Origin of the sequence: Faunimonas pinastri (assembly GCF_900110915.1) — a bacterium.
GTDB classification, from domain to species: Bacteria; Pseudomonadota; Alphaproteobacteria; order Rhizobiales; family Afifellaceae; genus Faunimonas; species Faunimonas pinastri.
Map to the genome: position 1 here is coordinate 29,077 of NZ_FOFG01000001.1, position 13,888 is coordinate 42,964.

At 66.3% G+C, this 13,888-nt stretch carries 16 protein-coding genes; 7 read left to right on the forward strand and 9 right to left on the reverse strand.

Annotation, left to right across the window (positions count from 1 at the left end; translation table 11 throughout):
• The first annotated feature begins 6 nt into the window (after positions 1-6).
• From BMY25_RS00120 to BMY25_RS00130, 3 genes are read left to right on the forward strand one after another with little or no spacing between them, the layout of a single operon-like run.
• Positions 7-1,170, forward strand: coding sequence for a Re/Si-specific NAD(P)(+) transhydrogenase subunit alpha (locus BMY25_RS00120; protein WP_092494569.1), 1,164 nt, complete (start codon positions 7-9; stop codon positions 1,168-1,170).
• A complete protein-coding gene (locus BMY25_RS00125) occupies positions 1,170-1,646 on the forward strand; it encodes an NAD(P) transhydrogenase subunit alpha part 2 (protein WP_092494570.1) in 477 nt (158 codons plus the stop codon). Before BMY25_RS00120 ends, BMY25_RS00125 begins: the two co-directional genes overlap by 1 nt.
• Before the next feature lie 9 nt (positions 1,647-1,655).
• A complete protein-coding gene (locus BMY25_RS00130) occupies positions 1,656-3,056 on the forward strand; it encodes an NAD(P)(+) transhydrogenase (Re/Si-specific) subunit beta (protein ID WP_092495111.1) in 1,401 nt (466 codons plus the stop codon).
• Between the two features lie 53 nt (positions 3,057-3,109).
• Here the strand turns inward: BMY25_RS00130 and BMY25_RS00135 are convergent, their stop codons facing one another.
• A complete protein-coding gene (locus tag BMY25_RS00135; protein WP_092494571.1) occupies positions 3,110-3,328 on the reverse strand; it encodes a DUF378 domain-containing protein in 219 nt (72 codons plus the stop codon).
• Positions 3,329-3,502: 174 nt separating this feature from the next.
• Here BMY25_RS00135 and BMY25_RS00140 point away from each other — a divergent pair, with 174 nt between their 5' ends.
• Positions 3,503-4,333 carry an alpha/beta hydrolase gene (locus tag BMY25_RS00140; protein WP_092494572.1) on the forward strand — a complete coding sequence of 277 codons (831 nt, stop codon included), beginning with the start codon at positions 3,503-3,505 and terminating at the stop codon, positions 4,331-4,333.
• Positions 4,334-4,465: 132 nt separating this feature from the next.
• On the opposite strand, the gene BMY25_RS00145 is transcribed toward BMY25_RS00140, so the two are convergent.
• From BMY25_RS00145 to tkt, 7 genes are all read right to left on the reverse strand, one after another.
• Positions 4,466-5,329, reverse strand: a complete 864-nt coding sequence (locus BMY25_RS00145) for a tetratricopeptide repeat protein (RefSeq protein ID WP_092494573.1) — start codon at positions 5,327-5,329, stop codon at positions 4,466-4,468.
• A gap of 72 nt (positions 5,330-5,401) precedes the next feature.
• Positions 5,402-5,632 (reverse strand): 30S ribosomal protein S21, encoded by a 231-nt coding sequence (rpsU, locus tag BMY25_RS00150; RefSeq protein WP_092494574.1) that lies wholly within the window; start codon positions 5,630-5,632, stop codon positions 5,402-5,404.
• Positions 5,633-5,772: 140 nt separating this feature from the next.
• Complete coding sequence (locus BMY25_RS00155; protein ID WP_092494575.1) at positions 5,773-6,990, reverse strand: tetratricopeptide repeat protein; 1,218 nt, start codon at positions 6,988-6,990, stop codon at positions 5,773-5,775.
• A complete protein-coding gene (locus BMY25_RS00160; RefSeq protein WP_092494576.1) occupies positions 6,987-7,637 on the reverse strand; it encodes a thiamine phosphate synthase in 651 nt (216 codons plus the stop codon). The genes BMY25_RS00155 and BMY25_RS00160 overlap by 4 nt, the downstream gene beginning before the upstream one ends.
• A gap of 172 nt (positions 7,638-7,809) precedes the next feature.
• Entirely contained in the window at positions 7,810-9,012 is a 1,203-nt protein-coding gene (locus BMY25_RS00165; protein WP_092494577.1) for a phosphoglycerate kinase, read from the reverse strand.
• A 14-nt stretch (positions 9,013-9,026) separates the two neighbouring features.
• Positions 9,027-10,034, reverse strand: coding sequence for a type I glyceraldehyde-3-phosphate dehydrogenase (gene gap / locus BMY25_RS00170; protein WP_092494578.1), 1,008 nt, complete (start codon positions 10,032-10,034; stop codon positions 9,027-9,029).
• 22 nt (positions 10,035-10,056) lie between these two features.
• Positions 10,057-12,045 carry a transketolase gene (gene tkt, locus BMY25_RS00175; RefSeq protein WP_092494579.1) on the reverse strand — a complete coding sequence of 663 codons (1,989 nt, stop codon included), beginning with the start codon at positions 12,043-12,045 and terminating at the stop codon, positions 10,057-10,059.
• Between the two features lie 302 nt (positions 12,046-12,347).
• On the opposite strand from tkt, the gene BMY25_RS00180 reads away from it, so the two are divergent.
• Both BMY25_RS00180 and BMY25_RS00185 read left to right on the forward strand, forming a co-directional pair.
• The gene (locus tag BMY25_RS00180; RefSeq protein ID WP_092494580.1) at positions 12,348-12,620 is read left to right on the forward strand and encodes a DUF4164 family protein; all 273 of its coding nucleotides are present in this window, start codon (positions 12,348-12,350) and stop codon (positions 12,618-12,620) included.
• A gap of 3 nt (positions 12,621-12,623) precedes the next feature.
• A complete protein-coding gene (locus tag BMY25_RS00185) occupies positions 12,624-13,013 on the forward strand; it encodes a cell division protein ZapA (RefSeq protein WP_092494581.1) in 390 nt (129 codons plus the stop codon).
• Between the two features lie 116 nt (positions 13,014-13,129).
• Here BMY25_RS00185 and BMY25_RS00190 read toward each other — a convergent pair whose 3' ends face one another.
• On the reverse strand, positions 13,130-13,306 hold the full coding sequence (locus BMY25_RS00190) for a YdcH family protein (protein ID WP_092494582.1): 177 nt from the start codon (positions 13,304-13,306) through the stop codon (positions 13,130-13,132).
• A 200-nt stretch (positions 13,307-13,506) separates the two neighbouring features.
• On the opposite strand from BMY25_RS00190, the gene BMY25_RS00195 reads away from it, so the two are divergent.
• Positions 13,507-13,731: a YdcH family protein gene (locus BMY25_RS00195; protein WP_092494583.1), complete on the forward strand. Its 225-nt coding sequence runs from the start codon at positions 13,507-13,509 to the stop codon at positions 13,729-13,731.
• Positions 13,732-13,888: the final 157 nt, after the last annotated feature.

Consider the following 13,888-nt stretch of genomic DNA (forward strand, 5'->3'; position numbering starts at 1 on the left):
CCACCCATGAAAATAGCTGTCCTGAGAGAGGACCCGTCTCTGGAGCCGCGTGTCGCGGCGACCTCGGAAACGGTGAAGAAGTTCATCGCCTCCGGCGCCACCGTCGCGGTGGAAGCGGGAGCCGGTCGCCCGGCCGGCATCCTCGACGCCGATTACGGCACCGCCGGCGCGTCTGTCGTGGAAGGCCGCGAGGCCGTTCTCGCGGATGCCGACCTGATCCTCGCGGTTCGCCGTCCGGCGGCGCTTCACGGCGCGAAACACGGCGCGGCCCTGGTCGCGCTGATGGACCCCTTCGGCAACGAGCAGGCCCTGGCCGAACTCGCGCAAGCGGGAATTTCCTCCTTCTCGCTGGAGCTCATTCCCCGCATCACGCGCGCCCAGGTCATGGACGTCCTCTCTTCGCAGGCGAACCTTGCCGGCTACCAGGCCGTGATCGAGGCGGCCGCCCATTTCGGCCGCGCCATGCCAATGATGATGACCGCTGCCGGCACCGTCCCGGCCGCGCGCGTCTTCGTCATGGGCGCCGGCGTCGCCGGTCTGCAGGCGATCGCCACGGCCCGCCGCCTCGGCGCGGTCGTGACCGCCACCGACGTTCGCCCCGCCGCCAAGGAACAGGTCGCCTCGCTCGGCGCGAAGTTCGTCGCGGTGGAGGACGAGGAGTTCAAGGCGGCGGAGACTGCCGGCGGCTATGCCAAGGAGATGTCGGCCGACTACCAGGCCAAGCAGGCCGCTCTGGTCGCCGACCACATCGCCAAGCAGGATATCGTCATCACCACGGCGCTGATCCCCGGGCGTCCCGCGCCGAAGCTCGTCTCCGCGGCGATGCTCTCGTCCATGCGCGAAGGCTCGGTCGTGGTCGACCTTGCGGCCGAGCGTGGCGGCAACGTCGAAGGCGTCACGCCCGACCAGGTGACGCAAAAGGACGGCGTGACGCTGATCGCCTACACCAACATGGCCGGTCGCGTGGCGGCATCCACGTCGGCGCTGCTGGCCCGCAACATCTTCGCCTTCGTGGAAAGCATGACGGACAAGGAAACCAAGGCGCTGCGGATCGACCGTAACGACGAAATCACCGCGGCGACGCTGCTGACCCATGAGGGCTCGGTCGTGCATCCGCGCTTCGCGCCCGCGGCTCCGGTCGCCCCGGTTGTTGAGGAAGGTGCAGTCTGATGGCGAGCATTGAAGTCAACCAGGCCGTCGAGCAGGCGCGCGCCGCCGCCGACGCCGCCGCCCTCTCCGCCGAACAGGCCCGCCATGCCGCCGAGCAGGCGGCGACGCTGGCCGGCGGCGTGCCGGACGGTCTCGCCGACGCGGCCGGCGCCGCGGTCCACATGGCCTCCGGCGGCCTTGTCGATCCCTTCATCTTCCGCCTGTCCATCTTCGTGCTGGCGATCTTCGTCGGCTATTACGTCGTCTGGCAGGTCACCCCCGCGCTGCACACGCCGCTGATGAGCGTCACCAACGCCATCTCCTCCGTGGTGATCGTGGGCGCATTGCTGGCCGTCGGCGTCGATGTCGTCGGCCACGGCACGGCGCTGGCGCGCGGCTTCGGCTTCTTCGCCGTGCTGCTGGCGAGCGTTAACATTTTCGGCGGCTTCCTCGTCACCCAGCGCATGCTGGCCATGTACAAGAAGAAGGACCGCTAAATGGCCCTGATTTCTCCCGACTTCGCGGCCTTTCTTTACCTGGTCTCGGGCGTTCTCTTCATTCTCGCGCTGCGCGGCCTGTCGCATCCCGTGACGAGCCGGCAGGGCAACCATTTCGGCATGGCCGGCATGGCGATCGCCATCGTCACCACGCTGGTCGCGGCTCCCGCTTCCGACGGCATGGGCTGGGTGCTTCTGGTGCTGGCGCTCGCCATCGGCGGCGGCATCGGCGCGGTGATCGCCCGCCGTATTCCGATGACCGCGATGCCGCAGCTCGTCGCGGCCTTCCACTCGCTGGTCGGCCTCGCGGCCGTGCTGGTCGCCGCCGGCGCGTTCTATGCGCCGATCGCTTTCGGCATCGGCGAACCCGGCCTGATCGAGCGCGGCAGCCTCGTGGAAATGAGCATCGGCGTCGCCATCGGCGCGCTGACCTTCACCGGCTCAATCATCGCCTTCCTGAAGCTCGACGGACGGATGAGCGGCAAGCCTGTGATGCTGCCGGGCCGACACCTCGTCAACGCGGCGCTCGGCCTGCTGCTGATCGTGCTGATCGTCACCTTCGTGATGACGGAATCGGCGCTCTGCTTCTGGGCTATCGTGCTGGTGAGCCTGGCGCTGGGGGTGCTGCTGATCGTGCCGATCGGCGGTGCCGACATGCCCGTCGTCGTTTCCATGCTGAACTCCTATTCCGGCTGGGCAGCCGCCGGCATCGGCTTCACGCTGGGCAACACGGCGCTGATCATCACCGGCGCGCTGGTAGGCTCCTCGGGCGCGATCCTGTCCTACATCATGTGCAAGGGCATGAACCGCTCCTTCATCTCGGTGATCCTCGGCGGCTTCGGCGGCGACACGGCGGGTGCCGGTCCGGCCGGCGCGGAAGATCGTTCGGTGAAGCAGGGCTCGGCCGACGATGCCGCCTTCCTGCTGAAGAACGCGTCCAAGGTCATCATCGTGCCGGGCTACGGCATGGCGGTGGCGCAGGCTCAGCACGCGGTTCGCGAAATGGCCGACAAGCTGAAGGCCGAAGGGGCGGAGGTGAAGTACGCCATTCATCCCGTCGCCGGCCGCATGCCCGGCCACATGAACGTTCTGCTGGCCGAGGCCAATGTGCCTTACGACGAGGTCTTCGAACTGGACGAGATCAACGCGGAGTTCGCCCAGGCGGATATCGCCTTCGTGATCGGCGCCAACGACGTGACCAACCCGGCCGCCAAGGAAGATCCGACTTCCCCGATCTACGGCATGCCGGTTCTGGAAGTCTGGAAGGCGGGTACGGTGATGTTCGTGAAGCGGTCGCTGTCGTCGGGCTATGCCGGCATCGACAATACGCTGTTCTATCGCGACAACACGATGATGCTGTTCGGGGATGCCAAGAAGATGGTCGAGCAGATCGTCAAGGCGTTTGACTGAGACGCAAAAAAGGCCGGCGAAAGCCGGCCTTTTTCTTTGATGCTTCCGTCCGCTCAGACGCGACGGTCGACCATGACCGGGGTCGTCAGATAGCGGAAGAAGGTCAGGGCGTAGAGCGCGGCCAGACCGACGATCACGTAGATGATGCGCGACAGCGCACTGCCCGCGCCGAAGATCGCATCGACGAGGTTGAAGGAAAAGGCGCCGACAAGCAGCCAGTTCAGCCCGCCGATGATGATCAGTATCAGGGCGATGTAATTCAGTGCACGCATGAGGACCTCCCGTATTTAAGTGGCGGGATAACGAAGATCCTTCGATTGCGCTCCGTACCCGTGGCGTCTTGATGGCAAAAAAGCGGCAGTTGATCATCACGGCTGAGTGATGGATCTGCCCTGGGTTGAGCCAAGAGGCAGAATCCCAATGGCTGGACGAGATGTAACGCATTGATGCGGATCCTGCTGGGGCTGGTCCTCTGCCTCATTCTTCTTTATGGCGCGGCGGTCGGGACCCTCTATGTCCGGCAGGCTTCCTATGTATTCGCGCCGGGCAGGGGAATCGCGTCACCAGCCGTCGCGGGCCTGCCGCAGGCGAAGCCCGTCACCATCAGGGCCGCGGACGGGGTCGAACTTCTCGCCTGGTTCATCCAGGCCGCGCCTGGCCACCCCACGATCCTGTATTTCCACGGCAATGCCGGCTCCATTGCCGACCGCGCCGGACGTTTCGCCGAGATCGCGGCCAGCGGCGACGGTGTGCTGGCGCTCAGCTATCGCGGCTATCCCGGGAGCGGCGGAAAGCCGAGCGAGAAGGCCTTTCTCGCCGACGGACTCCGCGTGTTCGACTGGTTGCGGGAGCGCACCCCGGACGTGGCGTTGCATGGCGAGTCGCTGGGGACCGCCATCGCGACCTATGTGGCCGCGCATCGCGAGGTGCGTGCCCTCGTGCTTGAGGCACCGTTCACGGCCATTTCCGATATCGGCGCCGAACTCTTCCCCTGGGCGCCAGTGGCGCTGCTCCTTCGCGACCAGTTTCGCAGCCGCGAATGGATCAAGGGGGTGAAGGCGCCCGTGATGGTGGCGCAGGGGACGCAGGATCTCGTCGTGCCGCCAGCGCAGGGCAGGCGGCTCTATGAACTGGCAAACCCACCCAAGCGCATGCTGGTCATCCAGGGAGGCGGCCACGCCGATCTCTGGACGCATGGGCTCTGGAAGGATGAATTGACCTTTCTGGAGGCGGCGGAAAGCGGCACGCTGGCGGGCAGCAGCGAAACCGACCGTTGAAACCCTGACGAAAGACACTGTGGGAACCAAGCCACTGCGCGCAGGGCTTCAGGGGGGCGGGGCCTCGGACCAGAAACACGAAAGCCGGCGATCGCTCGCCGGCTTATCGTCTCGATGCGTGATGGCTGGGATTTATCCCTGCGCGCCGCCGCCGGCAGGGGCGGTGCGAGCCGCGCCGTCCTTGGCGGGCTGGTAGGACGGGTTCATGGACGCGGCATGGGCAAAGGCCGCATAGGCGTTCTTGCGATCGCCGAGCTGTTCGTAGGCCAGACCCTGGTTGGTCCAGGCCAGATAGCTGTTCCGATCGCGCTTCAGCGCTTCGTCGAAATCGTCGATCGCCGTCTTCGGGTCGTTCAGCGCGAGATAGCTCAGGCCACGCGCGTTGAACGGCTCGGCGCTCAGCGGGGACAGGTTGATCGAGGTCGTGAAGTTCTCGATCGCCTTCTGGTGCTGCCCCATCGCCTGATAGGCAAGGCCCCGATTATGGTAGGCCTGAGCGTCCTGGGGGTTCTGCTGGATCGCCGAATTATAATCGGCGATCGCGAGCTCCATCTGGTTGTTCTGGCGATAGATGTTGCCGCGACCGACGTAAGCGGGAGCGTAGCTCGGATCGGCCTGGATCGCGTGCGCATAATCGGCGACAGCCTGGGCATCCTTGCCCTGGTGGCGATAGATCAGCGCGCGATTGGCGAAAGCCGGCGCGAAGTTCGGATTGAGCTGCAGCGCCGTGTTGAAGTCGCGCATGGCATCGCCGTAGCGGCCGGCACGGCCATAGGCCGCGCCACGGACATTGTAGCCGTCCGGATCGCTCGGGTTCTGGGCGATCACGGCCGAGAGCGACTCGATATTGGCCTGCGACGCCGTTGCGGGGTCGATCGACGTCCCCGCGACGCGCGGGCCGCCGGTGGACTGGCAGGCGGCAAGTGTCAGCGCCAGCAGGGCCGTCGCGGGAAAGGACCGAAGGAAAACCGCCTTCGAGCGCAGCATCGTCTTCATCGCATCGCCCTCACACGGCACTCTTCTGCCGGTACGTTGATCAATTCGTTACGCCAGCGGCAACAGCCGCATTCAGCGAACGCGGTTCTTCGGAGCCGCCAGCAGACCTTCGCGCTGCGCGCGCTTGCGGGCCAGCTTGCGGGTGCGCCGCACGCCTTCGGCCCTTTCACGGGCGCGTTTGACGGACGGCTTTTCGTAATGGTCACGCAGCTTCATTTCGCGGAAGATGCCTTCGCGCTGCATCTTCTTCTTGAGCGCCTTCAGCGCCTGGTCGACATTATTGTCCCTGACGATAATCTGCACGCTTACCGGTCCTTTCCGGGTCTATGTCGATCGGAAACCCGTCCGCAGGCAAGCCTTTGCTCTCTGCGATCACGGGCGTCCGGGAATGCTGGTCTCCCCGGGCCGGGACTCCTCCACGACCGGGCTGGCGGCGTATAGCCCTAATTACTTTTCTTGTCTACGGGGGCAGAGCTTTGCTGCGCGGGGTTGTTGCCGTTCTGTGTCTTGGCGACGTCGACGACTGATCCGCCCGTCCAATGTGCAACAGCTTCGACCGCCTTTTGCCGCGTATCCTTGTCGAGCCGCAGGACGAAATTGTCCATGTAGTCGTCGTGAAGCCCGCGCTGACGCGCCAGAAGGTACCAGCGGGCGGCCTCGAAGGAATTCTGTTTCATGCCGACGCCATCGGCGAGCAGTCGCGCGACCCGGATCTGCGCCACCGGATTGTCGGCGGCCGCGGCCTGCATCAGCCAGCGCGCGCCGGCCGCCTCGTCCCGGGCCGCCCCGGTGCCGTTGAAAAGCATGATGCCGTACTCGACCTGTGCGCCGACATGGCCGCGCCGTGCCGCCTCGCTGAACCAGCGCACCGCCTGCGAAGGGTCCTGCGCCACGCCGACGCCGTCCATATACATGCCGGCCAGCGCGAACTGCGCGTCGGTGTCCGCGGCATCGGCGGCGCGGCGAAGATAGGCGGCGGCCAGCATCGGGTTCTTGTCGCGGCCTTCGCCCTGCAGGAGCAGGAAGGCGAGTTCCCGCAATGCGACGGGATCGCCTGTATCCGCCGCCTTCTGGATCAGATCGGCGGCCTTGGCGGGATCCTTGGAAACACCCTGGCCGGCCAGATACATCTCGCCCAGCATGTACATGGCGGAATGATCGCCCTTGTCGCTGGCAAGCTGCAGCCAGCCGGCGGCTTCCTTGTAGTCCTGCTTGACGCCCAGCCCGCGCGACAGGAGCACGCCGAGCAACGTCTCGGACGGCGCATCGCCATTCTTCGCCTTCTCGAGGGCAAGGGAGAAGGCGGTCAGGAAGTAGCCGCGCTGGAAGGCGCCGAACGCGCGGTCGGGGAGGGCCCGGTCCGCGCCCGCGGCCTGCATGCCCTGATCGATGCGCTGGTCGATGCGCTCGCGGTCGACAGGGGAGGGCAGGCGGGGATGGTTGACGCGGATCCGCTCCGGCGTGTCGGCGGCGACCGGTGCGGCGGACGGCAGAGCGCGCGAAGGGACCGCCGGTTTCGGCGCCGGGCGGCTCAATTCCTGCTTGATGCGGTTGCCGATCTCGTCGGAGAGCGAGGACTGTGCGAGCGCCCGGCCGGTGCCCGCAGCGACGGAGCAGGCGGAAAGCAGAAGGCAGGCGAAGGCGCGCGGGCGACGGTTCATGCGGCGGCTGGATCCGCCGCTTCGATCGCCTCGGCCGCGATGCGGATCGCGGCTTCCGGCCCGTCCGGCCAGTTCCAGACCGCGCTTTGCAGCGCGACGAACGAGGCTCCGGTTTCGGCGGCCGCCTTGGCTGAATGCGGATCGTTGCCGGCCATCACGACGGCGGGCACTTCCATCAGGTCGGACCACCAGGCCGCGAGATCCAGCACCTTGGGATGCGGTTCGGCATGGCTGTCCCCGTACGGCTTGCCGAAGAAGATGTAGTCCACGCCAAGCTCGGCCGCTTCCATGGCGGTATGGCGGGACGAGATGTTGCCCGCGCCCACGATGCTCCTGGGCTGGTAATCCGCGACGGCGTTCGCGAGATCGCCCTGGCCGCTGCCGATATGAACGCCATCGGCCTTGCAGCGCCCGACGGCGCGCGTAGCGTCCGCGATTATGGCGGCGGCGCCTGCCGCCTGAATGATCGGGACCAGCACGTGGGCGATGTCCTCGCGCTCTTCCTCGCTCGTGCCGGACGCGATCAGCACGGCCGCGACATCGGACGCGGCCAGCACCTCGGCCAGCATGTCGGGAAAGAGGTCGAGATCCGGCGCGGCCGGGGTCACCAGGAAAAGACGGGGCGAGGTTTCGTTCTGTTCGCTCATGCTACCTCAACGCCCCGGGAAAGGGCGGCAGCCCTCTTCAACATGGGGCAATTCCGGCGCTTTTCAGGCAATCGCGCCGGATTGTCGGGAGACCTGACGGAGGCCTCCCGGATTGGTTCCTGCCGGGGCTCTTGTTCCGTGTCCTAGTCAGGGCCCTGTTCGGGGCCCCTGTTCAGGACTTCCGGCTCAGGGCCTCGACACCGGGCAGCGGCTTGCCTTCCAGCCATTCCAGGAAGGCGCCGCCTGCCGTGGAGATATAGCTGAAGTCCCCGGCCACGCCGGCGTGGTTCAGCGCGGTGACGGTATCGCCGCCGCCAGCGACCGAAAGCAGGCGGCCCGAACGCGTGAGCTCGGCGGCGTGCTTGGCGGCCGCAACCGTGGCGGCGTCGAACGGCGTCAGCTCGAACGCGCCGAGCGGACCGTTCCAGACCAGGGTCTTCGCCTCGTCCAGCCAGCCGGCGATCAGCTCGACCGTCTTCGGACCGGCATCCAGGATCATGCCGTCGTCCGGCACCTGATCGAGCCCGACGGTCTCGTGCGGTGCGTTGGCCTTGAACTCCTGCGCGACGACGACATCGACCGGCAAGACGATCGCCGTGCCTGCGTCGGCGGCTTCGGCCATGATCTTGTTGGCGGTGTCCTTCAGATCGTGCTCGCAAAGCGACTTGCCGACATGGACGCCCTTGGCGGCGAGGAAGGTGTTCGCCATGCCGCCGCCGATCACCAGCGCATCGACCTTGCGGACGAGGTTGGCGAGGAGGTCGATCTTGGTGGAAACCTTGGCGCCGCCGACCACGGCCACGATCGGATGCTCTGCATTGCCGAGCGCGCGGTCGAGCGCCTCCAGTTCCTGCTGCATCGCGCGGCCGGCATAGGCCGGCAGCAGGTGCGCCAGCGCCTCGGTGGAAGCGTGCGCGCGATGGGCGGCGGAGAAGGCGTCGTTGACGTAGATGTCGCCGAGCTTGGCCAGGTCAGCCGCGAACCCGGCGTCGTTGGTCTCTTCGCCCGGATGAAAGCGCGTGTTCTCGAAGAGCACGATGCCGCCGTCGCCGAGATCGCGGAGCGCCGCCTCGGCTTCCGTTCCGACGCAATCGTCGACGAAGGCGACGGGACGGCCGAGCACGTCGGCAATCGCCCGCGACACGGGCTCCAGCGACATTTCCGGAACGCGCTTGCCCTTGGGCCGCTCGAAATGAGCGAGCAGCCCCACCTTGGCGCCCTTGTCGGCAAGCTCGACGATGGTGGGCGCGACGCGGTCGATGCGCGTCGTGTCCGTAACCACCCCGTCCTTCATGGGCACGTTGACGTCGACCCGGACAAGCACGCGCTTGCCCCGGAGATCGCCGGCATCGTCGAGAGTGCGGAAGCCTGCCATGTCGCTTTTCCCGTTCAGATCGTCTTGGCGAGAGCCACGGCGGTGTCGTTCATGCGGTTGGAGAAGCCCCACTCGTTGTCGTACCACGACATGACGCGGCAGAGCGTTCCCGCCATCACCTTGGTCTGGTTCAGGGCGAAGGTGGAGGAATGCGGGTCGTGGTTGAAGTCGCAGGACACGAGCTTCTCGTCGGTGACGCCGAGAATGCCCTTCAGGCGGCCGTTGGCGGCTTCCTGGATGGCGGCGTTGATCTCTTCCACGCTGGTGTCGCGCTCCGGCACGAACTTGAAGTCCACCACCGAGACGTTGGGGGTCGGCACGCGGATCGACACGCCGTCGAGCTTGCCGTTCAGCTCCGGCAGGACGAGGCCGACGGCCTTGGCCGCGCCGGTCGAGGTCGGGATCATGGACAGGGCCGCCGCGCGGGCGCGGTAGAGGTCCTTGTGCATGGTGTCCAGCGTCGGCTGGTCGCCCGTATAGGAGTGGATCGTCGTCATGAAGCCCTGCTTGATGCCGATGGCATTGTTCAGGACATAGGCGACCGGGGCGAGGCAGTTGGTCGTGCACGAGGCGTTGGAGATGACCTTGTGCTCGGACGTCAGCTTGTCGTCGTTGACGCCGAAGACGACCGTCAGATCGGCATTCTCCGCCGGGGCGGAAACGATGACCCGCTTGGCGCCGGCCGTCAGGTGGGCGGCGGCCTTGTCGCGGCTGGTGAAGATGCCGGTGCATTCCATCGCGATGTCGACGCCGAGATCGGCATGCGGCAGCTTGGACGGATCGCGCTCGGCGGTCACCTTGATCGGGCCGCGGCCGACATCGATCGTGTCGCCGTTGACCTTCACCTCATGCGGGAAGCGGCCGTGCACGGAATCGTAGCGGACGAGGTGGGCGTTGGTTTCCACCGGGCCGAGATCGTTGATGGTCACGACCTCGATATCGGTGCGGCCGGATTCGACGATGGCGCGGAGCACATTGCGGCCGATACGGCCGAATCCGTTGATGGCGACGCGAACTGCCATGAAATTCTCCTCGGGTGTCTTGTCAGGAGCGAAGGCGGCCGAGCGTCTGCTCGACGACGGCCTTCGCGGTAATGCCGAAATGTTCGTAGAGTTCTTCGTAGGGGCCGCTGGCGCCGAACCCGGTCATGCCGACGAAAATGGCGTCGGAGCCGATGATCGCGTCCCAGCCCTGCCGGATGGCGGCCTCGATGCCGACATTGACCTTCGCGTTGCCGATGACGGAACGGCGATAATCCGCATCCTGAGCGGCGAACAGCTCGAAGCAGGGGACGGAGACGACGCGCGCCGGCACGCCCTGCTCGTCGAGCAGGCGCTTGGCTTCCACCGCGATCTCCACTTCCGAGCCGCTGGCGAAAAGGCTGACCTGGGCCTCGCCCTCGGCCGCAACAGCCTCATAGGCGCCGCGCGCCACGAGGTTTTCCCCGCTGTAGGTCACGCGAAAGGGCGTGAGGTTCTGGCGCGTCAGGGCGAGCAGGCTCGGCGCGTTGTGGGTGCGGAAGGCGATTTCCCAGCACTCGGCGGTTTCCGTCGCGTCGCCGGGGCGGAAGACCATGAGGTTCGGAATGGCGCGGAGCGAAGCCAGATGCTCGACCGGCTGGTGCGTCGGGCCGTCCTCGCCGAGTCCGATGGAATCGTGCGTCATCACATAGACGACGCGCTGGTGCATCAGCGCGGAAAGGCGGATCTGAGGCCGGCAATAGTCGGCGAAGACCAGGAAGGTGCCGCCATAGGGGATGAAGCCGCCATGCAGCGCGATGCCGTTCATGGCCGCGGCCATGCCGTGTTCGCGGATGCCCCAATGGATGTAGCGGCCGCCGTAATGGTCGGAGGAAACGGAATCGAGGCCCTTGGTCCGGGTATTGTTGGAGGGCGTCAGGTCGGCCGAGCCGCCCAGCGTCTCCGGCAGCGGCAGGTTGAAGTGCTCCAGCGCGACTTCCGAGGCCTTGCGCGTGGCGATCTTCGGCGGGTTCTCCGCCAGTTCCTGCTTCAGGCGCTGCACGGCCTGCTCGAAATTGTCCGGCAGCTCGCCCTTGATGCGGCGGGTGAACTCGCGCTGCGTCGCGGCGTCCTGGCCTTCGAGACGGGATTGCCACTCATCGCGCAGGGCGCGCGAACGGGTGCCCGCGTCGCGCCAGTTGCTCATGACCTCGTTGGGGACGTGGAAGGGCTCGTGCGGCCACTTCAGCGCCTCGCGGGTGGCGATGATCTCGTCGGCGCCCAGCGGCGAGCCATGCGCGGAGGACTTGCCGGCCTTGTTGGGAGAGCCGAAGCCGATGACGGTGCGGCAGGCGATCAGCGTCGGCCGGTCGCTGTTCTTCGCTTCCGTGACGGCCCGGTCGATCTCGTCCGGCGAATGGCCATCGACGCGCACCGCGCGCCAGCCCGCCGCTTCGAAGCGCTTCACCTGATCGGTGGAGTCCGACAGCGCCGTGGAGCCGTCGATGGTGATGCCGTTGTCGTCATAGAGGACGATCAGGCGGTTCAGCTTGAGATGGCCGGCAAGGCCGATCGCCTCATGGCTGATGCCTTCCATGAGGTCGCCGTCGGAGGCGATCACATAGGTGCGGTGGTCGACGACATCGTCGCCGAAGCGGGCGTTCAGCACGCGTTCCGCCAGCGCCATGCCGACGGAGGTGGCGATGCCGGAGCCGAGCGGACCCGTCGTCAGCTCGATGCCGGCGGCATAGCCGTATTCCGGATGGCCGGCGGTGCGGGAGCCAAGCTGGCGGAAGCGCTTGAGGTCTTCCACCGTCATGTCCTCGTAGCCGAGGAGGTGGAGGACGGAATAAAGCATCATCGAGCCGTGGCCGGCCGACAGCACGAAGCGGTCGCGGTCGGGCCAGCGCGGGTCGGCCGCGTCGAACTTCAGATGCCGCGTGAAGAGAACCGTGGCCACGTCGGCCATGCCCATGGGCAGGCCCGGGTGGCCGGAATTCGCGGCCTGCACGCCGTCCATTGCGAGGGCGCGGATCGCGTTGGCCATCCACACATGTTGTGCTGCATCGGTCATGAGAGCTCGTCTTCAGGCTGGCCGGTCGAGGGCGGGCCGCCGGCTCTGGTGCCGTGGCCGGATGCGCCAGTATCGCGTGGGGACACATACCACTCTGCCCTGTCGAGTCAACGCCGCCCCGGGCGACATGGGGTGCAACTTCGACTGGCGGCGCCCAGCCGCGCCAGGGCGGTGCCAGCCGTTAAGCTCACCGGGAAGGAAGGAGCCGCAACAGGTTGATCATGCTTGTTTTCGTCTTGATAAAGCGGCCATAACCCGGCACATCTTTCGCAACTCAACAGTTCAACGGGCGAACCGGCTCCATGGCGTCAGCCGCAGAACGCGCGGTCCAGAGACTGGATCAGGCCCTCCGCCAGCTCGAGGAAGCGGTCGAGGAAAAGGTGGGCGGCCTCACACAAGGGGTCGCGACCGAGATCCAGACGCTGAACGCCGACCGTGCGCGGTTGGCGGAAAGCCTCGATCGCTCCGAAAGCCGGGTGCGACGGCTGGACAATGTGAACCGCGACGTCTCGCGCCGGCTGGTCATGGCGATGGAGACGATCCGCGCCGCGCTCGCATCGGACGGGAAGGGTTAGCCCATGGCCCAGGTGAATGTTTCCATCAACGGCCGCGCCTTCCGGCTCGCCTGCGACGACGGGCAGGAAGAGCACGTGGCCAGCCTCGGGGCCCGCTTCGACCAGGCGATCACCGAACTCCGGGGTGCGCTCGGCGAGATCGGCGACCAGCGGCTGATGGTGATGGCCGGCATCCTGATGACCGACCGTCTGCGCGAGGCGGAAGCGCGCCTGCGCGGGGCGGAGGACGAGATCGAGGCCATGCGCGAGCGCCGTCGCGAAGTGCAGGGCCGCTACGAGGCGCTGGAGGAGGGGTTCGTCTCCACGCTGGAAAACACCGCGGAGCGGATCGAAACGCTGGCCGACCGCCTGCATCAGATCGGCCGCACGTCGCCTTCGGGCATCGAGCCCTGATCCCGAAACGCCGAGCTTCTCAAAAGGCACCGGCAACAACAAACGAGCGCCCAAAAGGAAAGGGGCGCCCGCCGCAGCGAACGCCCCCTCATTACTGTTGTCGGTTGCCGACCGGTCTAGTGCGACCGGTGCTGACGCAGCCGTGCGATGGTGTCTTTGATCTGCAGTTTTCGTCGCTTCAGCGACAGCAGTTCACTTTCCGGGATTGAGGGGCGAGCCTGCGCTTCTTGAAGTTCCTGCTTGAGCACCTGATGGCGACGTTCAAGCTCGGCAAGATGCGATTCCATGGACATTCGCTTCTCCATATTGGATCGAGAACGTCATCAGTCTGACACAGGCCCGCTGGGGTGTCGAAGCCAAACCGACATGGAATAAGGCGGGGAAGGACAATTTTCGCGGCGATAGCGCGGCGGAACAAACGATCGGCTGCGGCGCGTTCCGTTATTGCCGCCCGCGTGCTATGGATCGCGACGGTTGCGGCAGGATTTTTCACATGGACGATTACGGTACGGTGATCCGCACGGACAATCATGCGATCCGCGCCGAACTGGCGCAGTTGCGGCAGGAACACCGCGATCTCGATGCCGCGATCGATGCGCTTCATATCCAGGCGCATCTGGATTCCCTGCAGCTGCAGCGGCTGAAAAAGAAGAAGCTCGTGCTCAAGGACCGCATCATCGAATTGCAGGACCGGCTGCTGCCCGACATCACCGCCTGACCTGCCGCGACGCCTTCTCGCAGCGACCGCTCCTCCGGCTGCTGCCTTAGCCCTGTCCTCCGAGCCCTATCCTCCAACCGGCCGCTTCTGAGCGGGCTTTCGGTGCCGCCGCCCGGCATCGAGCTTGCGCCCCCCCGGGAATTATGGTGGATGGCCG

What these genes read in the sequence shown, in the direction of transcription:
- BMY25_RS00120 (WP_092494569.1), top strand. Translation starts at nt 7, where the DNA reads ATGAAAATAGCTGTCCTGAGAGAGGACCCGTCTCTGGAGCCGCGTGTC.
- BMY25_RS00125 (WP_092494570.1), top strand. Translation starts at nt 1,170, where the DNA reads ATGGCGAGCATTGAAGTCAACCAGGCCGTCGAGCAGGCGCGCGCCGCC.
- BMY25_RS00135 (WP_092494571.1), bottom strand. Translation starts at nt 3,328, where the DNA reads ATGCGTGCACTGAATTACATCGCCCTGATACTGATCATCATCGGCGGG.
- BMY25_RS00140 (WP_092494572.1), top strand. Translation starts at nt 3,503, where the DNA reads ATGCGGATCCTGCTGGGGCTGGTCCTCTGCCTCATTCTTCTTTATGGC.
- BMY25_RS00145 (WP_092494573.1), bottom strand. Translation starts at nt 5,329, where the DNA reads ATGAAGACGATGCTGCGCTCGAAGGCGGTTTTCCTTCGGTCCTTTCCC.
- BMY25_RS00155 (WP_092494575.1), bottom strand. Translation starts at nt 6,990, where the DNA reads ATGAACCGTCGCCCGCGCGCCTTCGCCTGCCTTCTGCTTTCCGCCTGC.
- BMY25_RS00160 (WP_092494576.1), bottom strand. Translation starts at nt 7,637, where the DNA reads ATGAGCGAACAGAACGAAACCTCGCCCCGTCTTTTCCTGGTGACCCCG.
- BMY25_RS00165 (WP_092494577.1), bottom strand. Translation starts at nt 9,012, where the DNA reads ATGGCAGGCTTCCGCACTCTCGACGATGCCGGCGATCTCCGGGGCAAG.
- gap (WP_092494578.1), bottom strand. Translation starts at nt 10,034, where the DNA reads ATGGCAGTTCGCGTCGCCATCAACGGATTCGGCCGTATCGGCCGCAAT.
- tkt (WP_092494579.1), bottom strand. Translation starts at nt 12,045, where the DNA reads ATGACCGATGCAGCACAACATGTGTGGATGGCCAACGCGATCCGCGCC.
- BMY25_RS00180 (WP_092494580.1), top strand. Translation starts at nt 12,348, where the DNA reads ATGGCGTCAGCCGCAGAACGCGCGGTCCAGAGACTGGATCAGGCCCTC.
- BMY25_RS00185 (WP_092494581.1), top strand. Translation starts at nt 12,624, where the DNA reads ATGGCCCAGGTGAATGTTTCCATCAACGGCCGCGCCTTCCGGCTCGCC.
- BMY25_RS00190 (WP_092494582.1), bottom strand. Translation starts at nt 13,306, where the DNA reads ATGTCCATGGAATCGCATCTTGCCGAGCTTGAACGTCGCCATCAGGTG.
- BMY25_RS00195 (WP_092494583.1), top strand. Translation starts at nt 13,507, where the DNA reads ATGGACGATTACGGTACGGTGATCCGCACGGACAATCATGCGATCCGC.